Here is a 24,423-nt window from a genome sequence, read left to right as displayed (position 1 = left end):
AACGAGCGTTGACGTGCATTCTAGAAGCGTAGCCCTACACTGTCACTGCGTACATGCGCCAATCCGCGCGCCAGACAAGGAAACAAGATGACCATCCAGGTGGGAGAACGCCTCCCGGAAGCTCCGCTGCAACGTATTGCCGATGGCGTTGAAACCGTTGATGCCTCGGTACTGTTCAACCAGAAAAAGGTGGTGATATTCGCCGTCCCCGGCGCTTTCACCCCGACTTGCTCGGAGAAGCACCTCCCCGGATTTGTCGCCCATTACCAGAAGTTCCGCGACAAGGGAATCGATGTGGCCTGTGTGTCGGTCAACGACCCGTTCGTGATGCAAGCCTGGGGAAAGAGCCAGGACGTGCCAGAAGGACTGATGATGCTGGCCGATGGCAACGCCGAGTTCACTCGCGCCCTAGGTCTGGAGCTCGATGCCAGCTCCTACGGCATGGGCGTGCGTTCCAAGCGCTTCGCGCTGTATGCCGAGGACGGCGTGGTGAAGCAGCTGTACGTGGAGGCACCGGGTGAGTACCGGGTATCCACCGCCGAGCACATGCTTTCCCAACTGGCCTGACCCGCACCAAGCCCCTAGCGCCGGTAGACCCACGAAGAAACGCCGCCCTCAAGGGGCGGCGTTTCTTCTTGTCAGACCGATCAGTCCGGCGACTCTGGGGTGTGCGCGTCGTCGGCACGCGGGCCAACTACCAACGATGGGCCGGTAGTCGCCGCAATCCCCTCGTCGTCGCCCGTCCCGTCACCGAGTTCGTCGTCCAGTGATGCATCCAGACGTTCAACGGCCTGCAAGGTCTCGTTGGCCGCCAGCTTCATCAAAGTCACCCCTTGGGTGTTTCGGCTGACCTGGGATATCTCCGATGCGTGGGTACGCACCAAGGTGCCGCCGTCGGATATCAGCAACACCTCGTGGTCGTCGCTGAGCTGGATCGCACCGACCAGCTTGCCATTGCGCTCGGTGGTCTTGAGTGCAATCACGCCCTGGGTGCCACGCCCCTTGCAGGGGTATTGCTCCAGCTCGGTGCGTTTGCCGTAGCCACGCTCACTGGCGGTCAGGATATCGCCGTCGCCCTCGACCACGATCAGGCTGACCACCTTGGCGTCCTCACCCAGGCGCATGCCACGCACGCCCCGGGCGGTACGTCCCATGGAGCGCACGTGGCTCCCGGCGAAACGGACCGCCTTGCCCGCACTGGAGAACAGCATGATGTCGCAGCTGCCATCGGAAAGGCCGACGCCGATCAGTGCATCGCCCTCGTCCAGGTTGATCGCGATCTTGCCGCGTTGCAGGCGATAGGCATATTCCGTCAGCGGCGTCTTCTTGACGACGCCATTGCGGGTCGCGAAGAAAACATACCGACCACCGTCGTAATCACGCACCGGAACCACGGCCTGGACCTGCTCGTCAGGTTCCAGCGGGATCCAGTTGATGATAGGCCGCCCGCGGGCATTGGGCCCCGCGTCCGGCAGCTGGTACACCGGCAGCCAGAACACCCGGCCGGCACTGGTGAACGTCAGCAAGGTGTCGTGGGTGTTCACCAGCCACAAGCTGTCGATGAAGTCCTCATCCTTGGTCGCCGCCGCGTTGCGCCCCCGGCCACCGCGCTTCTGCGCGCGGTAACTGCTGACCGGCTGGCGCTTGGCATAGCCGGAGTGCGACAACGTCACCACGACGTCCTCGGGTGCGATCAGGTCGAGGATATCGAGGTCTTCCTCGCTCTCGCGGATCTCGGTGCGGCGCTCATCGCCGAACTCGACCTTGACGTTGTCCAGCTCGGTGCGGATCACCTCCAGCAGCACGTTGGGGTCTACCAGGATCTCGATCAGGCCACGGATGGCCTCCAGCAGCAGCTTGTATTCGTCGGTCAGCTTCTCCTGCTCCAGCCCGGTCAGGCGGTGCAGGCGCATCTCCAGGATCTGCTGGGCCTGGATTTCAGTCAGCTGGTATCGGCCATCAACCAGGCCGACGCCCTTGGGCAAGTCGTCCGGACGCGAGTCTTCCGCCCCGGCCGCGCCCAGCAGTGCACCGACCAGCCCGGGCTCCCAGGTCTTGGCCAGCATGCGCTCGCGAGCTTCGTTGGGATTGGCCGAGGTCTTGATCAGCTCGATCATCTCGTCGATGTTGGCCAGCGCGACAGTCAGGCCTTCCAAAATATGTGCACGTGCGCGAGCCTTGCGCAGCTCGAAGATGGTGCGACGGGTCACCACTTCGCGGCGATGGCGAACGAACGACTGCAGGATCTGCTTGAGATTCAGCAGCTGCGGGCGGCCGTCTACCAAGGCCACCATGTTGATGCTGAACGACGACTCCATCTGGGTCTGTTGATAGAGGTTGTTGAGCACCACGTCGGCCGAGTCGCCACGCTTGATCTCGATGTAGATGCGCATGCCGTCCTTGTCGGACTCGTCACGCAACTCACTGATGCCTTCGAGCTTCTTTTCCTTGACCAGCTCGGCGATCTTCTCGATCAACCGCGCCTTGTTGACCTGGTACGGGATCTCGCTGACCGCGATCGCCTCACGGCCGTTGTCGGCCACTTCAATCTCGGCCCTGGCGCGCATGCGCACGCGACCGCGACCGGTGTGGTACGCGTTGATGATCCCGGAGGTGCCGTTGATGATGCCGGCAGTCGGGAAGTCCGGGCCGGGCACGTGCACCATCAGCCCATCGATGTCGATCTCGGGGTTCTCGATCAACGCGATCGTCGCGTCGATGATCTCCGACAGGTTGTGCGGCGGGATGTTGGTCGCCATGCCGACCGCAATACCGGCCGAACCGTTGATGAGCAGGTTCGGGATCCGGGTCGGCATGACCGTCGGCTCGAATTCCTTCTCGTCGTAGTTCGGCTGGAAGTCGACGGTTTCCTTCTCGATGTCCGCCATCAACTCATGGGTGAGCTTGGACATGCGCGCTTCGGTGTAGCGCATCGCCGCGGCGGAGTCGCCATCCACTGAACCGAAGTTGCCCTGGCCATCGACCAGCATGTAGCGCAGCGAGAACGGCTGCGCCATGCGCACCAGCGTGTCGTAGACCGACTGGTCGCCGTGCGGATGGTATTTACCGATCACGTCACCGACGATTCGCGCCGACTTGAAGTACGGCTTGTTGGAGTGGGCACCCAACACGCTCATCGCGTACAAAACGCGTCGGTGCACCGGCTTGAGCCCGTCCCGAACGTCCGGAAGCGCGCGTCCGACGATCACGCTCATGGCGTAATCGAGGTAGCTGCGACGCATCTCGTCTTCGAGGTTTACCGGGATGATTTCCTTGGCAAATTCGGCCATCAGGTTTCCGTGTTTTGACAGGGGTTAGAGCGATATCGATCGCTGCCCGCGCCTATCGGAAACCACCCAAGCAATTCTTCCTGCGCGGCGATTTCTCGATCCGCGACAAGCAGATGAAAAAGACACTGAATCATAGCACAAAACGCGCTCTGACGCCCCGCTATTTTCCCCGGAAACAATGACTTAGCGCGGTTTTACGGTCGAATCGGACGCTGACGGAGACTCGCGCCGCTCAATCGGGAAATGCGAGCCGCATCGCAGCCTCGTCCGGACGCTCGATCACCCCACGCTCGGTAATGATTGCGGTGATCAGATCATGCGCCGTGACGTCGAAGACCGGGTTCCAGGCACGGATGCCATCGGCCGCCGTACGGGTCCCGGCGACGCCGAACAATTCGTCGGGGTCGCGCTCTTCGATATGGATGAAGTCGCCCGACGCGGTGTCCATGTCCACCGTCGATGACGGCGCGACCACCATGAACCCGACCCCGTAATGCCATGCCGAGATGGCGAGCTGGCAGGTACCGATCTTGTTGGCGACATCGCCGTTGGCGCAGATGCGGTCCGCCCCCACCACGACCCATTGCACCTTGCCGGTTTTCATCAGGTGCGCGGCTGCCGCGTCGGCGATCAGGGTCGGGGCAATACCGTCCTGTTGCAGTTCCCATGCGGTCAGTCGCGCGCCCTGCAACCATGGGCGGGTCTCGCCCGCATACACCTCCTCGATTCGCCCCTGGGCGACGCCGGCACGAATCACCCCCAGCGCGGTGCCGAAACCGGCGGTTGCCAGCGAGCCGGTGTTGCAATGGGTCAGGACGCTGCTACCGGGTGCGATCAGGGCCGAACCAAGCACACCCATCTGGCGATTGGCCGCCAGATCCTCGCGGGTGATTGCCTCGGCCTCGGCGGCGAGGACCCCGCGCCACTGCTCACCGGCACCGGTGAGGACGCGCCGCATCCGCGCCAACGCCCAGGCAAGGTTGACCGCCGTGGGCCTGGCCGAATTTAGGTGGGCGATGGTCGGGGTGAGCTTGCCGGCTGCCTCGGGGCCATCGGCCGCGGTGATCTCACGGGCCGCCAGCACCAAGCCCCAGGCGGCAGCGATTCCAATGGCAGGAGCACCACGAACGACCAGCGTGCGGATCGCGTCGAATACCTCGTCACTGGTGTGGCAGGTGACGTATTCCACGTGGAAGGGAAGCTTACGCTGATCCAGCAGCTCCAGTGCGTCACTGGTCCAGCGGATGGGCCGGACTCGGTCATAACGGTCGAAATCGAAGGTATCGGTCATGGCGCTCTCAAGCTCGAAAAAAGTCGAATGCCAGCACGTCGGCGATCCGGTCGGTACCCAGCATCGCCATCATCAGCCGGTCGACACCGAGGGCGACCCCGGCGCAATGGGGAAAGCCGGCGGCCAACGATGCAAGGAAGCGCTCGTCCAATTGCGGCACGATATCCCCACGACTCGCACGCACCTGCCGGTCCCTCTGGAAACGCGCCGCCTGCTCCACCGCATCGGCCAGCTCGTGATAGCCATTGGCAAGCTCCAGCGGCCCCAGATACAACTCGAAACGCTCGGCGACCGGTGGCTCGCCATTGCCGTCATCGCGCAGGCGCGCCAACGCGCATTGGCTGGCCGGGTAATCGTGGATTGCCAGCATCTGGTCGTCATCGAAGTGTGGCTGCAACCGGTGAGTCATCAACAGGTCCAGCCAATCGTCACGCACCAGCCCGCGCGGATCGATAACGACCTCACCCAGCGCGTGACGCAGCTCGTCTTCGCTGGCGGTCATCGGGTCCAGGCCCAGCCGGTCGCGATAGAGGTCGCGGTAGCGAACCTGGACCAACGGGACCTGGCGACCGATCAGCGCCAGGGCGGCATTGATCACCTCGGCGGTTTCCGCAATCAACGCACGATGGTCCCAGCCGAGGCGATACCACTCCAGCATGGTGAATTCCGGATTGTGGCGGACACCGGCCTCTCCATCGCGAAACACCCGGCCCAGCTCGTAGCAATCGCCAAAACCGGCCGCCAGCAGGCGCTTGAGCGGGTACTCGGGGGAGGTACGCAACCATCGCGTTGGCGGCGCGCCATCGGTGCGGCCGCTGAATTGCAGCGAGAACGAGGCGATATTGGGCTCGGTGTTGCCGGCCCCCGACATCATCGGCGTCTCGACCTCAGTGACGCCACGCTCGGCGAAGAACGTGCGGATGCAGGCGTTGAGTGCGGCGCGCAGGCGCAGCGCGTCGAAGCTCGCCGTCGGCGGCCAGTCCGACGTCATGACGATCTCATTCGTGTGCAGCCAGGTAGGCGATCAGCTTCGCCTCGTCCCAGATGGCGACGCCGAGCTCCTCGGCCTTGGCAAGTTTGGAGCCGGCAGCCTCGCCGGCGACGACAAAGCCGGTTTTCTTCGACACGCTGCCGGCGGACTTTGCGCCCAGGGCTTCCAGCCGGGCCTTGGCCTCATCGCGGGTCATCGACGACAAGGTTCCCGTCAGCACCACGGTCTGGCCGTCCAGCACACCGGTAACGCGTGTCTCGTTCTGCGGAACCCGCGCCTCCAATCGTTCCACCGCAGCGGCCGACGCGGACAGCAGCCCGGCGTTGCCGGCATCCTGCAACCAGTCGAACAGCGCCGTCGCGGTATCGTTCGGCAAACCGGCGGTAACAAAGTCATGTTGCGGCGCCTTCAGCAGGCGCGCCACCGCAGCGGTGGGCTGATCCGCAAGCGGAAATGCCGCTGCCACCTGTTCGGCGCGAATGCGGGTGATCTTCGGGATATCCAGGTCGACCAGCAGCGTCGCCACGCCCAGGTCATCGCGCAGCTTCGGCGACGGCTCATGGGCATCGTTGATGGTGACGCCGCGCGCCAACAACTCGTCGATGACCTGCTGGTTGCCCGGCTGATCCAGGAAATGGCCGATGGCACGGGCAACCTCACCACCTATATCGGGCACTCGCTTGAATAACGGCCACGGCAAGTGACGGATTATTTCCAGGTCGCCGAACCAGGTCGCCAACGCCTTCGCGGTGCTCTCGCCGACATGCTGGATGCCCAGACCGAACAGAAAACGCTCCAGCGTCGTGTCGCGGCTGCGGTCAATCGCCTCGATCAGGTTCTCAGCCCATTTGGTCGCGACCTTGGCCGGCTTGCCGTTGCTTGACGCGGGCACGTCCGTCGGCGCTTCCGGCAGCGCCCCCTGCGCGTCATCACCGCGGCGCTTCATCTCCAGCAGGTCATCGAGGGTCAGTTTGTACAGATCGGCAACGGTCGTGACGTAATCGAGATCCGACAGGTACTCGATGTAGCGCTCGCCGAGACCATCGATGTCCATCGCCCGGCGCGAGGCGAAATGCCCGATGGCTTCCTTGCGCTGGGCCGCGCAGGTCAACTCGCCCGAGCAGCGCCAAACCACGCCGCCCTCCTCGCGGACGATCTGCGAGCCGCAGACCGGGCACTGGGTCGGCATCACCCATGCCGGCACACCGGGCGCGCGCTGGTCAGGCACGACCCGGACGATCTCCGGGATCACATCGCCGGCGCGGCGCACGATCACCGTATCGCCGATCCGCACGTCCAGTCGCGCGATCTGGTCGGCGTTATGCAAGGTCGCCTTGCTGACCACCACGCCAGCGACCTGCACCGGGCGCAAGCGCGCCAGTGGCGTTGCCGCACCGGTGCGGCCGATATTGATATCGATCGCCTCAAGCACCGTCGACTGCTCCTGGGCGGGGAACTTGTGCGCGATCGCCCAACGCGGTGCGCGTGAGACAAAGCCCAACTCGCGCTGTCCCGCGTAATCGTCGAGTTTGTAGACCACTCCGTCGATATCGAATGGCAATCCGGCACGACGCTCGCCCAGACGCTCGTAATAGTCGAGCAGGCCCCGGGTTCCGGCCACCACCGAGCTTTCAGCACTGACCGGCAAGCCCCATTCGCGCAACCGCTGCAATGTCTCCGAGTGGGTTTCGGGCAGCTCGCCGCCTTCCACCACCCCCACCGCGTAGGCGTAGAACGCCAGTGGGCGGCGCGCCGTGATGCGTGGATCCAGCTGGCGCAGCGAGCCGGCAGCCCCATTGCGCGGGTTGGCAAGCACCTTGCCGCCCTCGGCCAATGCGCGCTCGTTGTAACGCTTGAACCCGTCCAGCGGCATGTAGACCTCGCCGCGCACTTCCAGCACGTCGGGCCAGTCCGCGCCACGCAGCTGCAACGCGATCGCCTTCACCGTGCGCAGGTTGGCGGTGACATCCTCGCCGGTGGCACCGTCGCCGCGGGTCGCGCCCTGGACGAAGCGGCCGTGCTCGTAGCGCAAGCTGATTGCCAGGCCATCGAGCTTTGGCTCAACCGAAAACAGCGGGTTGTCCCGGCCGGTCTTGTGCTCGATCCGGCGCACGAAGTCCGCCACTTCCTGTTCGGTAAAGGCATTGGCCAGCGACAACATCGGCACTGCGTGTCGTACCGGCGCAAAGGCGCCTGACGGTGCCGCCCCGACACGCTGGGTGGGCGAATCCTCGCTCGCCAGCGACGGAAACTCCGCTTCCAATGCCTCCAACTCGCGCAACAGCCGGTCGTACTGAGCGTCCGCCAGCGCCGCATCATCAAGCACGTGGTACCGGTAATTGGCGTCATCAAGCTGGCGGCGCAGCTCGGCGATACGGTTTTCAGCTTCAGCGGTGGCGGCTGCGGACATGACTTTTATGCACGGGACGGCGGTGCCAGGACACGGCTTACCAGCGCGTCGGCTTGCTCAACGGCGGGGCTTCGCGCTGGCGATCGTAGGCACGCAGCTCGTCGCGGATATGGCCGATACGCTGGCGCCCGAGGTTGTTGCGTTGCTCGTCCAGCACGATGCCGTCGAGCAGCTCGGCCATGCGCTCTGCGGTCGGCAGCATGGTCTCCCAGGCGTCCAGCGCGGCAATCGGCGCCGGCAGGGTCAGGAAAAACGCAATCGCCGGGGTTTCCAGCTCCTGGATGTTCGCCATGTCGAAGTTGCCGGACTTGGTGATATTGGCAACGCTGAACACCGGCCCGCGCTCGGGTCGTTGATCAAGCAGCCGGTGGAACACGCCCATGTGGCCGTACACCAGGCCGGCCTTCTCGGCCGCCACCACGATGTCGGGACCGCGGAGCTTGTGGCCGGCGCGGGCTGCCAGGTAAACGGTCACGATCTTGTCGAACTCGTCGCTGACCCGGCGCCCCAGCTCGGCGCTGGCGATATCGGCCGTGCCGTCGAGGCTGCGCTCAAACAGCTCCAGTTCTGCCTGACTGGTGGCATCACCGGTGGCGGGCAGCTCGCCAGCCAGCTCATCTTCCAGTTGCTCGCCCAAGGTGGGCTCGCGACGCTCGCCCGTCGTTTTGGCATCGCGGGGAACCCGCCTGCCCTGTCCGGGTTTGCGCGGGCGACCGAAGAATACGATCGCGCCAATCAGGATCAGGCCGGCGATCAGGATTCCGATCCGCAGCAGGGTCATGTCCGACATTGTTTCGCTACTCCTTGCTGGTGCGGTTGTACGGCAATGGTGCGCTGCCGATCACGCTGCGCCGGCCAGGCGGGTGGCCTCGGCCAGGTCCACCGATACCAGGCGGCTCACACCAGGCTCGCGCATGGTGACGCCAGCCAGCTGATGCGCTGCTTCCATGGTCGCCTTGTTGTGGCTGACGAACAAGAACTGTACCTGTTCGCTCATCTCGCTGACCATCGCCGCCAATCGTCCGACGTTGGCTTCATCCAATGGCGCATCCACCTCGTCGAGCAGGCAGAACGGCGCCGGATTGAGCTGGAAGATCGCGAACACCAACGCCACCGCGGTCATCGCCTTCTCGCCGCCAGACAGCAGCGAGATATTCGATACCCGTTTGCCGGGCGGCCGGGCCATGATCGCCACGCCGGCATCGAGCAGATCCTCGCCGGTGAGCTCCAGGTAGGCGTGCCCGCCACCAAACAGGCGCGGATACAGCTGCTGGACGCCGGCATTGACGCGGTCAAAGGTGTCCTTGAAGCGGCCCCGGGTTTCCCGGTCGATCTTCCGGATCGCCTCCTCCAGGGTCTCCAGCGCGGTGGTCAGGTCGGTGTCCTGGGCGTCCAGGTAATCCTTGCGCTGGGCGGCTTCGGCATGCTCGGCGATCGCGGCCAGGTTGACCGGCTCCAGCCGGCGCAGTTTGGCGTCCAGTTCGCTGACCGTCTTCTCCCATGCCGCTGGTTCCATCTCGTCGGTCAGGGTATTGGCGACATCCTCAAGCACGAAACCGGCCTCAACCACGTCCTCGGCCAGCGATTCGGCCTTCAGCACGATCGCTTGCTGGTCTAGCCGGCGCTGGCCGATCGCCTCGCGCTGCGCCAATGCCTGCTCATCGCGCTGCTGGCGGGTCTGCTCGAACCGGCGCAGATCATTGTCGATGCCATCCACGGCCGTACGCGCCGCGGTGAGCTTGTGCTCGACCTGAACCCGCTGTTCCAGGGTGGCTTGTCGCTGCTGCTCAAGCTCCAGCACCGGGTCGTCACCTGCGACCAGTTGGCTGGCCAGTTCACCCAGGCGCAGGTCGAGCACGCCGCGTTGGCCGCCCATCCGGTCCAGCGCCTGGGCCAGCGAGGTGACCTGGGCGCGTTGCGACTCCAGGGTCAGTGCCAGCGCATGGCTGGCGTCGCGCGATTCATGGGCCAGGTTGCGGGCCTGGTCGCGGGCTTCCATCAGGTGGCGGCGCTCGCCATCCAGCACCAGCCGCGCATCCTCCAGCTCGGTCATCCGCATGACCGCCTCTTCCTGGCGGTTGCGCGACTCGCGACCCTGCTCCCGCGCGTCGTCCAGCGACCCGACCAACTGGGTCAGTTCAACCTCGATCTTCTCGATCCGGCCGCGCGCCGAATCCAGTCGGCCCTGCTGGCTCTGCAACCGGCCAGCCATCTCCGAGACGCTGCGATGGGCCGTGTACAGGCTGCGCTGGGCGTCTTCGCGCTGCTGCTCGGCCGCCAGCAGGCGATCACGCAACTGGCTCAGGCCGGAGTCCAGCTCGCGCTCGCGCTCCTGCAAGACCTCGATCTGTTCACGCAGCGACTGGATCTCCTTCTCCCGGAGCAACGCGCCCTGCTGGGCCGCGCCCGAGCGCAATACCTGCATCCAGCCAGCGCCCAGGCGTTCACCATTACGGGTGATGACCGACTCGTCCGCAGCCAGTCCAGGCAGCAGCGCACGCGCGGCTTGCAGGTCCTCGGCCACATGCAATCGGGACAAGAGCCGGCGAATCGCCACCGGGCCGCGCACCTTGGACGCCAGCGAAGTCGGCGCGACATCAAGCGGGTCGGCTTGGGATGACACCAGCGATAGACGACCCTCGCCCAGCTCGCCAATCGCCGCCACCAACGCCTCGGGCGATTCGACCAACACCCCTTCGATCAGCTGGCCCAGCGCGTCTTCCACCGCGTTTTCCCAGCCCGCGTCGACCTCCGCCGCTTCGCCAACACGGGTTGCCGAGTCCAGCCCACGTGCCTGCAACCAGGCCGTCGCAGCGCCCTGCTCCTGGCCCAGCGCGGCATTCTGCAACGCCTCCAGGGACGACAGGCGACCACGCGCCGCCTGTGCCTGCTTGCGCACGTCGGCCAGCCCGGACTGGGTGGCGCGTTGTTGCTCCTGCAATCCGTCGACGCTGGATTTCCGGCCCTCCACGGCGTCGGTCAGGCTGTCCAGCGACAGTTTGTGGGTCTCGTGCTGCTCTTCCAGCTCGGCAAACGTCGCGGCCAGCGTGGTCAGGTCCAGGCCGGCACGTTCGGCGGTCAACGCCTCGCGACGGCGATCCGCTTCCAGCGCCTGGCGGTCCAGATGCTCGATCCGGGTACGTTCGACATCGGCGGCACGGGTCGCTTCGGACTGGGCACGGGTGTGCTCATCCCAGCGCTGCTGCCACGCTGCCAGCGCGGTCTCGGCTTCGCGCAGGACGTCCTGGCGGGCGACATCCTCCTCGCGCATCTGCTCCAACCGTGGCTCATCACTCTCGATTGCCGCGGCCAACACATCCAGGCGGGATTGATCGCTGCCGATATGCTCGGCGATCTGCGCCAGTTGGGTCTGCGCCTCGTCGCGCGCTTTCTGCAGCCGGGTCGACATCTCGCGTTGGTGCTGGATCTGCTGCTCGATCCGGGCCAGCGCGCCGCCGACCTCGTAACTGTTCGCCTGCGCCTTGCTCAGCGCCTCGGCGGCTTCTTCCCTTCGTACCCGGCCGGTCTCGATTTCACGCTCGGCCTCGCGCTGCTCCGCGATCAACTGCTGCAGGCGGGTCTCCTGCTGGGCCAGTTTTTCGCGTTGTCCCTGCAGCTTGCGGTCCAGCGCGCGATGCTCAAGCGCCTTCCATTCCGCGTCCCGGATTCTCCGGTCGGTCTGGATGGCTTGGTACTGCTCGGCCTGACGGGCCTGGCGGGCAAGATGCTCCAGCTGCTTGCCGACCTCCTCGCGCAGGTCGCTGAGCCGGTCGAGGTTCTCCCGGGTGTGCCGGATGCGGGTCTCGGTCTCCTTGCGACGCTCCTTGTACTTGGAGATGCCGGCCGCCTCTTCCAGGTACACGCGCAGATCCTCGGGGCGGGCCTCGATGATCTGGCTGATCATCCCCTGCTCGATGATCGAATAACTGCGTGGACCGAGTCCGGTGCCCAGGAACAGGTCGGTGATGTCGCGTCGGCGGCACTTGCTGCCATTGAGGTAGTACTGGCTGCCCCCATCGCGGCTGACCAGGCGCTTGACCGATATCTCGTCGAAGGCGCCGTACTCACCGGTGATGGTGTGGTCGGAGTTGTCGAACACCAACTCGACGGTGGCCTGCGACACCGGCTTGCGCGCCGAGGAGCCGGCGAAGATCACGTCGGTCAACGAATCCCCGCGCAGCCGGCTGGCCGAGCTTTCGCCCATCACCCAGCGCACCGCGTCGATGATGTTGGACTTGCCGCAGCCGTTCGGCCCGACCACGCCGGTCATGTTGGACGGCAGGTGCAGGGTGGTCGGATCGACGAAGGACTTGAAGCCGGACAGCTTGATCGTGGACAGACGCATGCGTCGCGGGAACCTCTTGAGCGCCACACGGGCGCTTCCATTAATGCCAAATGAGTTTAACTATATCGCCCAAGCTATTGAATCCTATGAAACAAGATCCTAGAGAAGCCTGCGCCCATCGGCAAGTATAACGGGCGAAGGCAAACGGCCGAACCACAACAAACCGTCATCCCCGCGAAGGCGGGGATCCATGGACTTCAAGCCCATCACCGTCCAGGCGCTCGCCGCTGTCGGGATCAAAGAAGTGGACGCTGCGCGGGGCAAGCGACAAGGGCAGCTTCTCCCCCACCTCGGGCAGTTCCTGGGGCGGACAGCGCGCAACCAGCGCATCGGAACCATGACGCAGGTTGACGAAGATCTCGTTGCCGACCGGCTCAAGCATCTCGATCCCGGCCACGAAACTCGGGCTGGCTCCATCGGTCGCCGGCTGCAGGTGCTCGGGCCGAAAGCCGATCGTCACGTCGCGCTGCAGCCATGGCGTCGGGACGTCTCCCGCGGCCTCGTCCAAGCCGATGCGATCGCCTTCGGCGGTACGCAGCGACAACCCCTGGTCGTCACGCAGCAACCGGCCGTGCAGCACATTCATTGCCGGGCTGCCCAGGAACGTGGCGACAAACAGGTTCGCCGGCTTGGCGTACAGGTTCATCGGAGTGTCGATCTGCTGGATCAGGCCATCGTTGAGCACCACGATCCGCTGCCCCAGCGTCATCGCCTCGATCTGGTCATGGGTCACATACACCATCGTCGCGCCCAACTGGCGATGCAGACGGGCGATCTCCACCCGCATCCCGGCGCGCAGCTTGGCATCCAGGTTGGACAGCGGCTCATCCAGCAGGAACACCTGTGGCTGTCGAACCAGTGCCCGTCCAAGCGCCACCCGCTGGCGCTGGCCACCCGACAGCACGGCCGGTTTGCGCTCCAGCAACTCGTCCAGCTGCAGCATCGTGGCTGCCTCACCGACCCGGGCGCGGATCTCGGCCTTGGCCATCCCGCGCAGCTTGAGCCCGAAGCCCAGGTTCTCCGCCACCGTCATGTGCGGATACAACGCGTAGCTCTGGAACACCATCGCGATGTCGCGATCCTTGGGTGGCAGATCGTTGACCACGCGCTCGCCAATCCGCAATTCGCCGGCGGTCACGGTTTCCAGCCCGGCGATCATCCGCAGCAGCGTTGACTTGCCACAGCCCGACGGCCCCACCAGCACCAGCAATTCACCATCGGCGACCACGAAGCTGGCCTCGGCAACGCCAACGTGACCATTCGGGTAGACCTTGCGCACACGCTCCAGGCTGACCTTGGCCATGCACCCTCCTGCGGTTGTGACCCAAGGTTACCGCGATGGGCCGGCCGGCGACCCGCCTGCCTCGGCTATCCTGCCACGCAACCACTTCACGCCTCCCGTCGATCCCGTCGCCGGGCCGCCATTTCCCAGAGATCCCGTATTCATGAGCGATGCACGCGTTTTCCCGGACGGCTTCCTGTGGGGCGCCGCCACGGCCGCCCACCAGATAGAAGGCTCGCCGCTGGCCGATGGTGCCGGCGCAAGCATCTGGACCCGCTTCGCCCACACCCCCGGCATGACTGTCGACGGCGCCACCGGTGATGTCGCCTGCGATCATTACCGGCGCTGGAAGGAAGACGTGGCCTTGATGCGCGAACTGGGCCTGACGGCCTACCGCTTCAGCGTGTCGTGGTCGCGGATCCTGCCGGACGGCACCGGCCGGGTAAACCAGGCCGGGCTGGACTTCTACTCCAACCTGGTCGACGAACTGCTGGCCAACGGCATCGAGCCGATGCTGACGCTTTACCACTGGGACCTGCCGGCGGCGCTGGACGACCGCGGCGGGTGGCTCAACCCGGACAGCGCCGACTGGTTCGCCGAGTATGCCAGCGTCATGTATCGCGCCCTCGACGGTCGGGTGAAGAAGTGGGTGACACTCAACGAGCCGTGGGTGATCACCGATGGCGGTTACCTGCACGGTGCCCTCGCCCCCGGCCACCGCAGCCGCTACGAGGCGCCGATTGCCAGCCACAACCTGATGCGGGCCCATGGCGCGGCGGTAAAAGCCTACCGCGACATCGGCCAACACGAGATCGGCCTGGTGGTGAACATCGAGCCGAAATACCCCGCAAGCGACTCACCCGACGACCATGCCGCCGTCGCCCGCGCGCACGCCTACATGAATGGCCAGTACCTGGACCCCGCCCTGCTCGGTCATTACCCGCCCGAGATGAAAGAAATATTCGGCGACGCGTGGCCGGATTGGCCGGCGCAGGACTTCGAGTTGATCCGGCAGGAGCTCGACTTCATCGGCATCAACTACTACACCCGCAGCGTCACCCGGGCCGACGACAGCTACCCGCTGAACGCCGGTGCCGTGCGCCAACCGCTCGGCACCTACAGCGAGACGGGCTGGGAGGTGTTCCCGCAAGGTCTGGTCGACCTGCTGTCCTGGGCCAGGGACCGCTACGGCAACATCCCCACCTACATCACCGAAAATGGCGCCGCGTTCTTTGACCCGCCGGTAGCCGAGGATGGCCGTGTGCGCGACCCGTTGCGGACCGACTACCTGCGCAAGCACATCGGCGCCGTGCACCAGGCGATAGCGGCCGGCTGCGACATCCGCGGCTACATGCTGTGGTCGCTGATGGACAACCTGGAATGGTCACTGGGCTACACCAAGCGCTTTGGCATGGTGCACGTGAACTACACCACCCAGCAGCGCACACCGAAGGACAGCGCCCGCTGGTATTCGAAGGTCATCGCCAGCCACGGCCGCCACCTGGAGGAGCCGTTGCCGTGACGCTCGCTCTGACGCCCTATTCCCCTTGTTCGGTAATGTCCCGGACACGCTGCACGCGCCTACGATACTCACCGACGTTGTCGCCATCGATACGTGTCTTCTGCGTGCCTTTCAGCTCTTTGACCTTCTGGTCCGAGCCGGTCACCGGCTTGGCTTCGACGGCGGTATCGCGTTCGAAGGCATGAGATTTATCGGTGTTGCGGTAATACCGGTACAAGGCCCAGTACAGGCCGGTGGCGCCGGCCGGGCCGAGCAGGAGCAGCCATAGTCCGCCATCGTCGCTCATCACTAGTTCCCCATCATGATCATGAGTGCAATGCCTTCGAGAAAGCTGCCGGCGGTGAGCGCAGCCAACAGAAGCTTCCATTGCTGCACCGGCACGCTGCCCATGGTCTCGCCGGTGCGACCGTTCACCGCGATGTAGTGCAGCATGCCGCCGTTGCTGCCCGGCTGGTGGTACGAGTACAGCCAGACCGGCAGGTACATAGCCACCCAGCGGGTGCCGTGAACGGTGAGGCCTTCCTGCTCCCAGCGCACGCCGCGATCGTAACGGTCTACCGATTTTTCGACCTGGGAGCGGGCGATCGACAGCAACTGGTCTTCCAGGCGTGGGCGCAGGTGCTCCACGTCCCGGTCGCGCTTCTCCGAGCTGAAGCCGGCCAGGAAGGAAGCGTTCCACTTCACGGCGTTCTTGGTGTCGAACGGCAGGATCGTGTTGATGATGTTGTTGGTGTTGGTGCCCGTGTCGAGGTTGCCGCGCTCGGTGGAGGATTCCATTGGCAGGTCATCAACGGTGAAGTCCACGTGCCGATCGATCTGGTACACGTCGGCGTCGTAGTAGGTCTCTTTTTTGTCGCCGCTGCCGCGCGTGTAACGGCGCGTCTCGATCTCGCCCTGACCAGTGACGTCGGCGCTCGCATTGCCATCGACGATCATGTACGGCAGGTAGACGCCAACAACGTTATCGGGGGTGAACTGCTCCTTGAATTCCTTCAGCGCGAACATTCGCCGTTTGTCCACGAACTGGCGGATGCGCGCGACCGCATCGTCCTTGCCGATGTGGAAAGGCAGCACCGCATCGGGCACCGCGCCGTTGGCCACCTGCTCGTTGACGCCGAAAACGTGACGACACCAGTGGCAGCGCGCCGTCATCGCGTTTTCGGTATTGATCGTCACCTCGGCGCCGCAGCCGGTGCACTTGAAGCTCATCAGGCTGGCGGCGTCGGCCTCGATCTCCCGCGCACCCGACGCGATCACCGTGCCGGTGAGTTCGTCGAGGCCTTCGCCGAGCCCGAATTCCTCCTCGACCCGCATGGCTTGCCATTGGTGGCGGCAAAAGAGGCAGACCAACAGGTCGCTGCCGGACTTTTGCCGGACCTCGGTGGCGCCGCATTTGGGGCAGCGGTTGAGGCCGTCCTCAAGCTCGGTGGCAGAGGTATCGATGGCGACCGGATCGGGCGCCAGCAATTCGTCTCGGATCGGTTCGGGCAGCGTGGCCGGGTCGACAGGAAAACTGCCGGGTGGCGGCGGCACGTCCTGCGGCGAGCCGGGGCCGGTATAGGGCGGCACCGGCGGCGGCGATGGCGTAGTGGTATCAGGCATGGTCGTTCTGCGAGTGCGGCCTTACAGGCCCAGTGCCTTGGCTTTGGCCGCGTCGTAGTCCGCCTGCGTAATCAGGCCGAGATCAAGCATTTCCTTCGCCTTCTTCAATTTCGCAATCGGGTCATCGGCGGCTGGCGCGGCTGGTGCCACCGGTTGCTGCAAGTTGCCGATGCCGCCCATCATTCCGCTCGCCATCCCTATGCCCATGACGCCTGCAGCACCGCTGGTTTCGCCTGCCGACTGGATGCCCTGCGCAACGCTGGCCTGCAGGTTGGAATTGCCGCGCGCACCGGCCAGCGCGTCGGCGCGCTGCACGGTCTTGAGCAGTTCCCGCGTATTCGGGTCGTACTCAATGGAAATGATGGCGGTCTTGAAGATGGCCAGGCCACGGTCGGATTTCCACTGATAGGCGTTTTCCACCGCGTCGGACAGGCTCTTGGCAAAACCAATCGAATCCTGCTGCAGCTTGGTGATGCGATTGCCCTTGGCCGGATCGTTCGTGTACAGACTGAAGGCCGGCGCGAGTGAACCCACCACTTCGTTGAACAGCTGGCTGGCGGCGGCATTGTCGATGTCGGTGAAATCGAAGACCTGGCCCGGCTGGAGATAGGCGGCCGGCACGAAGTTTTTCACGAACAGGATCGGATCGACGATCTTCAGCGTGTAGGTGCCACGCGTCACCGCGCCGACCTGCGTGCCCAGGAAGCCATCGTCCCAATAGATTTCCGATTGGGTACCGAAGCGGTTGTTCGGCAGTTCCTTCAGTGAGACGAAGAAAGCGGCCTGCTGCGAGCCGGGCTGGCCGCCGAACTTGAAGCGCTCCCAGCTCTGCTTGATCAGCGAAGAGACAAGACCGTCGCCTGCGAAGACCGACTTCGAGTTGAGGTCATCCGATCGCCATTCATAACCACCCGGCTCGGCCGCGAAGCCGGTGATCGCGCCGTCCTGGAACAGCAACAGCCCGTAACCCTCGGGCACGATGATCTTCGAACCGTTGGTGATGATGTTCGAGGACGCCTTGGTATTGGAGCCGCGCCCTGCATTGGTGCCATGCGGCACCGCGGCGAACAACGCCGCAGTCGACGGCAAACCCTCCGGCACCGTGTAGAAGTCCTTCCACTGGTCGGCGAGCGCACCACTGACCGAACCCACCACTGCTTGAATAAGCCCCATGCCAACTCTCCCCTGATTCCTTGCCGGGTACTGTACCCGCCATGCTGCGGGCAACTATACCTGCGCATAGTTATCAGTCAGGAAACCGCCATGAAAATGAATGGGTGCAAGCGATTTGTTCGCACCGGCCTGGCATATTGCATCTGCGCACTACTTCGGCGACACCCTAACCTCCACGTCTGCTTGCAATCGGTCGATTCGCAGCTCGCTTCCCTGCCACGTGCGCGGCTCGCCATCGATGCGTGCATTGCCGCCGGTCATCGGCTTCGGCAGCTGCAGCACCACGCCGCCGGGCGGCAGCCGGATGCCGGGGTGCAGCTTGAGCCGGACCGTGTCGCCATCGCGACGCAAGGTGTAGCCCAACTCGCCATACGGCGTGCGCAGGCCGTCAATGGTGATCCCCTGCCCGTCCAGCCAACTGGCCGGGATGCCGGCGGCGATCACCAGCGATTGGTCGATCTCGCGGCTGTAGGCAAACAGGTCCAGCGCGGAACGCACGTAGTCCGATGCCACCCAGGCGTGCGGCAGGTCACCGAGGAAAAACGGTTTGCGCGGCGTACGCGAGACTACCTCGGCCCACTGGTTCCAGCCTGGCGGCTGCTGGTCGGCGAAGAAGAACGCGAGCGCTTCATGGGCGCGCTCGCGCCAGCCCAGGCGGACGAAGGTACCGACGGTCCGCAGCTCATACGGGGTGTAGTCCTTCCAGTCCCGGGTGCCGTCACGACGACCCACAAACTCGCGCCAGTAACGCTCGAAGGTGTTCTGCAATAGATCTGTTGGCAGCCGACCCTGCTCTCCACCCGGCGCCAGCGCGATGGTGGTCGAGGTTGCGTCGAAATCGCCCAACTCGGCCGCGCCGGGGATGTAATCGATATCGTGTTGCCCGGTCGCCGCCTTGATGGAGGCATACAAATCGGCGCGGAACTGGTCGCGCGACGCCGCGAAACGCTTGGCATCGGCATCACGGCCCAGCCATTGCGCGATCAGCACCGCGTCCTTGTAGCCACGCAGCGTCCAGAAGTTGTCCCAGTACGAGTGCATCGGCTTGGCCGAGTAGCCCTCGTGGCTGATCGAGGCCGGCATCATGCCGTAGAACGCCGGGTTGATGGCACGGTTGGCCGCGGTGCGCTCGCTCAGGCGCAACTGGTCCATGTAGGCCACCGCAGCCGCCACGTGGGGCCACAGGTCTTCGAGCAATTGCCGGTCGCGGCGATGGCGGTAGACCTCGGCGATGGTGAATATCAGCTCGCCGTGGCTATCGTTCTCCGGCACCGGATCGCTGCCGCGGCCGTCGACGCAACACGGGACTTTGCCGCTATCGAACTGATACGGCGCGTACCAGCGCACGAAGGCTTCGGCGACATCCCCGCGGCCCAGCCGCAACAGGCCCTCGGAAATCATCGCTCCATCGCGGATCCAGGTCCGGGCGTAGGAACGAGTGCCCGGTCGCAGCTGAGGGCCATTGCGGCTGATCAGCATGTGGGCCAGCCCGGTGCGCAGGGTATCGACCGCGTGCTGGCCGGCAGCAGGCACCTCCAGGGTCACCCGGTCCAGTTTGTCGTGCCAGTCGATCGCCGCGCGCGCCTGCCGGGCCGCCGCATCGCCGGCCAGAACGCCGTCGACCGCAAGATCGCCGGTCAGTGGTGCACGCCAATCGAAGCTGCGGCTCTCACCCGCTGCCAGCCGGACCCGGTACAGCATCGCGCCCGACGCCAGGCCGGTGGGGTCGTGCTCGACCCGGGCACGGATTCCGACGGGGCCCGAATCGTCGCGTGGCTCGGGATCGGTCTGGAATCCGGCCGCCGCCCTTGCCCCGAGTCGCTCGACGACCGTGCCGGCATCGAAGGTGGAGGCGATGGTGGCATCGGGTAGTTGTGACGGTGCGATTTTGCGTTCGTCATTGACGGTCCAGACGCCCGCCTGCGCCGACAACGGGCCACCCGGAGCGTCGAATGCCAGACGGTTGATCGGGCTGACGCCACCGGGCGTGCTCAGGAACTGGGACGGCGGATTGACCTGCAGCGGCCGCAGCGCCAACGCCAGGGTGTAGTCGCGGGATTGCCCGCTGGTATTGGTGAGCACGTAACGGGCACTCAGCTGCGATTGCCCGGGCTGACCTTCGGCGAAGGCGGTGATCGCAAGATCGAACTGCGGATGACGCCACCCGACGGTCGGGATCGGCAGATAGCCATCGAGCAGCGACTGACTGGCCTCCACATCCGCCCAGCTGACCAACTCGCCATCGCTGATCACGAACGGTTCGATGCGCAAGCCGCCGCGCGCCACTTCCACCGCGCCATCCTCACCGATCAAGCCCTGCTCGGCGCCGCCGTCGGTCCCGACCACTGTCCAGTACGGCTGCACGCCAACGAAGCCGCGCGGGTAATGTCCACGTGGCTGGGTCGCGGCGATGGCGCGGATGAAATCGTTCGGGGTCGATGCAAACCCGAGTGGTTCGATGGTGATCCCGGCCAGCGCGAACGCCGCGCCCGTGCCGCCCATAGGTCGCAAACGCAGGTAGCGCGCCTCCGACTCCGGCAAGGCGATCCAGTCCTGGCCTCCGTTGCCGTCGGTCACCCGGCGGACGTCGCGCCACTGCCGGCGGTCGCTGGACAAGGCGATGGCGTAATCGCGGGCATGCCGGCCACCCCATTGCAGGCTGAGTCCGCCGAACTCGCGGAGGCGGCCGAGGTCCAGCACCAGTCCGGCGCCATCCCGGAAACGCGCCTGCCAAACGGTTTCGGGGTCATCGTCGGTGACGGCGTCCACGGCACCGACCGCAGGCTCGCCCTCGCCCACGCCCTTGCCTGCTTCGACACTTGCGGTGGCGGTCAACGGTGAGCCGTCGTCCGGCGTCCGCTCCCGGAACACCAGGCTATCGAAACAAACGGACCCGGCGCCGCCGGCGCTGCTGTAGACCGTGAACTCGATGCTGGCGCTGCGGTGCAATGCCGGATCGGGGGACGGCCCCCATGCCCGACTGATGTGGCGCTTCTTGTAGACCACCGGTGTCCACTGCGCCGGCAGTTCGACCTTGGGCCGGTTGACCCACCACACGTTGTCGCCGCTGGCATCCACCAGTTTGAACTGAAGGTCATTGACGGGTGCATCGCCGCGCAACTGGAACGAGAACTGATAATCCGCGGGGTACTCCATCGGCAGCTCACGTTGCAGACCAACGTAACCGGAGACGCCATTGAAATCGTAGTCCAGGCACAGTGCGCGACCCTGGACGCCATCGACTTCACGCAAGCTGCCACTGACCTGGTCGGAGGTGACGACGCTCCAGTCGGCCGCATGGTCGAAGCCATCCAGCGTGCGCGGCTGGCCGTGGGCAAGCACTGGCAGCGACTGCGCCGATACAAGCAACAGGCCGAACGCAAGCAGGACCCGCCGGCGAGTCTTCCCGCCGGTCGATTCCGGGTCAACACGACTGGACATATACATTGATCGTGCCTCCTTCAGCCCTTGACACTGCCCACCAGCAATCCCTGCATGTAATAGCGCTGCAGCACCAGGAACAACACCAGTACCGGCAGCACGGTGACCACCGAGCCGGCCATCATCAGTTCGTTGTCCTGCACGTGCTCGCGCGACAGCGACGCCAGCGCCACCGGCAGCGTGTACAGATCGGCATCACTAAGCACGATCAGTGGCCACATGAAGTCGTTCCAGGCGGCCAGGAAGCTGAAAATCGCGAGCGTCACCAGGATCGGCTTGAGCGCCGGCAGCACGATCTGGAAGAAGATCCGGAACTCGCCGGCGCCATCGATCCGCGCGGCCTCCAGAAGTTCATCCGGGATCGAGCGCGCGTACTGGCGCACCAGGAAAATGCCGAATATACCCGCCATCCCGGGCACGATCGCGGCGGCATAGGTATTCACCAGCCCGACCTGCTTGAGCATCAGGAACAGCGGCATCATCGCCACCTGCGCCGGGATCACCAGCGCCGCCAGCAGCACCCGGAACACCGGCTCGCGGCCGGCAAAACGCAGCTTCGCAAAGGCGTAACCAGCCAGGGTGTTGAGCAACACGGCGATCAGTGTGGTCAGCGTCGCCACCAGGAAGCTGTTGAACAGGTAGCGCCCCATCCCGGCCTTGGCGAACAGTTCGTGATAGTTGCCCCACGTCGCCGCGGATGGCAACAACGGCGGTGGAAAGCTGCTGGCCTCCCCGGGCTGCATGAATGACACCGACGCCATCCACAGCAACGGCGCCAGGCTCAACACCCCCAATGCCAGCATCAGGCCATTGACGATGCTTTGGGCGATGCGCGGGCTCATGCGCCCTCCCCGGCCCGCATCATTCGGCTCCCTTGCGCCGCGCGAACCACAGCAGCGCGCTGGTGATGGTGGTCATCAGCACGAACAACAGGAACGCGACCGCCGATGCGTTGCCCAGGTTCCACCACTTGAAGCCCTCCTCGTACATCAGGTACAGCACGCTGACGGTGCTCTGCAGCGGCCCGCCCTGGGTCATCACGTAGGGCTCGGCGAACAGTTGGAAGTAGCCGGCCAGGGTCAGGATGGTGACCAGCAGCATCACCGGCCCCAGCGTCGGCAGGGTGATATGCCAGAACTGCCGCCAGCGCGAGGCACCATCGATGCGCGCGGCTTCGTACAGATCCTCCGGGACCGCCTGCAGGCCGGCGATAAAGATGATCATGTTGTAGCCGAAGTTCTTCCACACCGCGAACGCGATGATTGTCGGCATCGCCCAGTGCGGGTCGCCGAGCCAGTCGACCGGGTTGATGCCGAACCCCGACAGCGCCCAGTTCACCAGTCCGTAGCGGGTATGGAACAGGTACCGCCAGATCACCGCCACCGCCACCACCGTGGTCACCACCGGCGCGAAAAATGCCGTGCGGAACAGCGGCTTCAGCAGCCCGAGCTTCGAGTGCAGCAGCAACGCGGCGCCCAGCGACACCGCGATCGACAGCGGCACCCCGACCACCACGAAGTACAGGGTATTGCCCAGCGCCTTCCAGAACAGCGGCGTTTGCAGCAGCTCGATGTAGTTGCCCAGGCCCACGAAACGCAGGTTGCCGATGTCGGCCAGGGCGTAGATGTCGAAATCGGTCAGGCTCAGCGCGAATGCGGCGAACACCGGCAGGCCGAAAAACAGGCCGATGACGATGAGTGCGGGCGCGGCGAAGATCCAACCGGCGGTTGAGGACTTCATGGCGCAACCTGCGCCGGGCCGTTGTCGTTGTCGCGATCACTTTCGCGGTCCAGCATCCAGCGGCGCTTCTCCAGTATCGCGTCGGTGCGACGGTCAAGCTCCGTGGCGGCTTCATCCACGCTCAGCCGGCCGGCGACCATGCGTTCGCTGACCACCAGCATCTCGTTGGCGATGCGCTCCCATTCGGGCACCTTCGGCGTGGGTTTGGCGCGTTCCAGTTGGTCGCGGAAGGCACGCGCGTAGACATCCTCGACCAACGCATCGCTTTGCCATGCGCTGCGTCGCGGTGGCAAGTCACCGGTGCGGGCATGGAAACGGGCCTGGATCTCCGGGCGCGACAGGAAACTGATCCACTCCCATGCCGCGTCCTTGTGCGGGGAGTCGCTGAAGATCACGAAGCTGGCCCCGCCGGCCACCGATGCACCGGGGCCGTCGGGGCCGGGCAGCGGCATGGTCATCCACGCCTCCGCCAGCTCGGCCGGCAGACGCTTGCGGAACTCGGCGATATTCCAGGGCCCGTTGATGTAGAAGGAGAAAAAGCCACGCCCGAACTCATCCCAGACGTTGGAAATCTGCGTGTTCGCGACCTGCGGTGCCCAGCCCTTGTCGAACATCTCCTTGTAGAACGCCAGCGCTCGCTTGAACCCGGGGCTGCGGAAGTTGCCGTAGCGGCCACCGTCGCGCAGCAGCGGCTCGGGCTGTTGCATGGCCAGGTTGAGCAGCGGTTCGGACTCGTTCAGTGGCAACAGGATCGCGTACCGGTCGGGGCCGACCATCTGCTTGACCGCGGCCATCGCGGTACGCCATTCGTCCCAGCTGGCGGGCGGCTGGTCGATCCCTGCCTGGCGCAGCAGGTCGCGCCGATAGAACGGCAGGCGGGTCTCCACGTACCACGGGACCGCGTAGGTATGGCCATCCACCACGCCGCTGTCCCAAGCACCCGGGAAATAGTCTTGCGGCTGGAGTTGCGGGGTCGCCACGATGTGCGGTTCCAACGCCGTCAACGCTCCCAGCAACGCGAACTCGGAAATCCAGGTGTTGCCAATCGCGCATACATCCGGCAAGGAATCGCCCGCGTAAGCGGTCAACAGCTTCTCGTGGGCGGCGGTCACGGGCAGTTGCTGCAACGCAATGCGGATGTGCGGGTGTTCGCGCTCGAACAGGGGCACCAGTTCGGCGACGACTTCGCCTTCGTACCCCATCGCCCAGAACTCGACCACGGTACGGCCGTCGTCCTGGCGCGCGCAGGCTGACAGCAACAAGAGGCCCAGGACCAGCGAGAGAATGCTACCGACGCAGGCCGTATCCGATATCCACCGCTTCATGCTCACTCTGG

Annotated in this window: 16 protein-coding genes; 2 read left to right on the top strand and 14 right to left on the bottom strand. The window is 65.0% G+C overall.

Annotated elements, in window-relative coordinates; translation table 11 throughout:
* Window positions 1-87: 87 nt before the first annotated feature.
* Window positions 88-567, top strand: a complete 480-nt coding sequence (locus ACW7G0_RS05330; protein ID WP_456988120.1) for a redoxin family protein — start codon at window positions 88-90, stop codon at window positions 565-567.
* Window positions 568-647: 80 nt separating this feature from the next.
* On the opposite strand, the gene gyrA is transcribed toward ACW7G0_RS05330, so the two are convergent.
* The 7 genes from gyrA to ACW7G0_RS05295 all read right to left on the bottom strand — a co-directional run bounded on the left by gyrA (window position 648) and on the right by ACW7G0_RS05295 (window position 13,630).
* Window positions 648-3,290 (bottom strand): DNA gyrase subunit A, encoded by a 2,643-nt coding sequence (gyrA, locus tag ACW7G0_RS05325; protein WP_456988118.1) that lies wholly within the window; start codon window positions 3,288-3,290, stop codon window positions 648-650.
* 232 nt (window positions 3,291-3,522) lie between these two features.
* Complete coding sequence (gene mtnA, locus ACW7G0_RS05320; protein WP_456988116.1) at window positions 3,523-4,581, bottom strand: S-methyl-5-thioribose-1-phosphate isomerase; 1,059 nt, start codon at window positions 4,579-4,581, stop codon at window positions 3,523-3,525.
* A 7-nt stretch (window positions 4,582-4,588) separates the two neighbouring features.
* A complete protein-coding gene (epmA, locus tag ACW7G0_RS05315; protein ID WP_456988114.1) occupies window positions 4,589-5,572 on the bottom strand; it encodes an EF-P lysine aminoacylase EpmA in 984 nt (327 codons plus the stop codon).
* Between the two features lie 7 nt (window positions 5,573-5,579).
* The gene (gene ligA / locus ACW7G0_RS05310) at window positions 5,580-7,982 is read right to left on the bottom strand and encodes an NAD-dependent DNA ligase LigA (protein WP_456988113.1); all 2,403 of its coding nucleotides are present in this window, start codon (window positions 7,980-7,982) and stop codon (window positions 5,580-5,582) included.
* Window positions 7,983-8,019: 37 nt separating this feature from the next.
* On the bottom strand, window positions 8,020-8,772 hold the full coding sequence (gene zipA, locus ACW7G0_RS05305) for a cell division protein ZipA (protein WP_456988111.1): 753 nt from the start codon (window positions 8,770-8,772) through the stop codon (window positions 8,020-8,022).
* 51 nt (window positions 8,773-8,823) lie between these two features.
* Window positions 8,824-12,327: a chromosome segregation protein SMC gene (gene smc / locus ACW7G0_RS05300; protein WP_456988109.1), complete on the bottom strand. Its 3,504-nt coding sequence runs from the start codon at window positions 12,325-12,327 to the stop codon at window positions 8,824-8,826.
* 166 nt (window positions 12,328-12,493) lie between these two features.
* Window positions 12,494-13,630 (bottom strand): ABC transporter ATP-binding protein, encoded by a 1,137-nt coding sequence (locus tag ACW7G0_RS05295; RefSeq protein WP_456988107.1) that lies wholly within the window; start codon window positions 13,628-13,630, stop codon window positions 12,494-12,496.
* A 142-nt stretch (window positions 13,631-13,772) separates the two neighbouring features.
* On the opposite strand from ACW7G0_RS05295, the gene ACW7G0_RS05290 reads away from it, so the two are divergent.
* Window positions 13,773-15,131: a GH1 family beta-glucosidase gene (locus ACW7G0_RS05290; protein ID WP_456988105.1), complete on the top strand. Its 1,359-nt coding sequence runs from the start codon at window positions 13,773-13,775 to the stop codon at window positions 15,129-15,131.
* 16 nt (window positions 15,132-15,147) lie between these two features.
* Here the strand turns inward: ACW7G0_RS05290 and ACW7G0_RS05285 are convergent, their stop codons facing one another.
* The 7 genes from ACW7G0_RS05285 to ACW7G0_RS05255 form a co-directional block, all read right to left on the bottom strand.
* The gene (locus tag ACW7G0_RS05285) at window positions 15,148-15,417 is read right to left on the bottom strand and encodes a hypothetical protein (protein ID WP_456988104.1); all 270 of its coding nucleotides are present in this window, start codon (window positions 15,415-15,417) and stop codon (window positions 15,148-15,150) included.
* Window positions 15,418-15,419: 2 nt separating this feature from the next.
* Window positions 15,420-16,733, bottom strand: a complete 1,314-nt coding sequence (locus ACW7G0_RS05280) for a TFIIB-type zinc ribbon-containing protein (RefSeq protein ID WP_456988102.1) — start codon at window positions 16,731-16,733, stop codon at window positions 15,420-15,422.
* Between the two features lie 21 nt (window positions 16,734-16,754).
* On the bottom strand, window positions 16,755-17,906 hold the full coding sequence (locus tag ACW7G0_RS05275; RefSeq protein ID WP_456989457.1) for an SPFH domain-containing protein: 1,152 nt from the start codon (window positions 17,904-17,906) through the stop codon (window positions 16,755-16,757).
* A 150-nt stretch (window positions 17,907-18,056) separates the two neighbouring features.
* On the bottom strand, window positions 18,057-21,347 hold the full coding sequence (locus ACW7G0_RS05270) for a discoidin domain-containing protein (protein ID WP_456988100.1): 3,291 nt from the start codon (window positions 21,345-21,347) through the stop codon (window positions 18,057-18,059).
* Between the two features lie 20 nt (window positions 21,348-21,367).
* Window positions 21,368-22,189: a carbohydrate ABC transporter permease gene (locus ACW7G0_RS05265; RefSeq protein WP_456979561.1), complete on the bottom strand. Its 822-nt coding sequence runs from the start codon at window positions 22,187-22,189 to the stop codon at window positions 21,368-21,370.
* Window positions 22,190-22,208: 19 nt separating this feature from the next.
* Window positions 22,209-23,087: a carbohydrate ABC transporter permease gene (locus ACW7G0_RS05260; RefSeq protein WP_456988098.1), complete on the bottom strand. Its 879-nt coding sequence runs from the start codon at window positions 23,085-23,087 to the stop codon at window positions 22,209-22,211.
* Entirely contained in the window at window positions 23,084-24,412 is a 1,329-nt protein-coding gene (locus ACW7G0_RS05255) for a sugar ABC transporter substrate-binding protein (protein ID WP_456988096.1), read from the bottom strand. Before ACW7G0_RS05255 ends, ACW7G0_RS05260 begins: the two co-directional genes overlap by 4 nt.
* Window positions 24,413-24,423 lie beyond the last annotated feature (11 nt).

The organism is Lysobacter sp. A286, assembly GCF_054052105.1.
The sequence above is the reverse complement of the archived record's forward strand: the minus strand, read 5'-3'. Positions and strand labels throughout refer to the sequence as shown.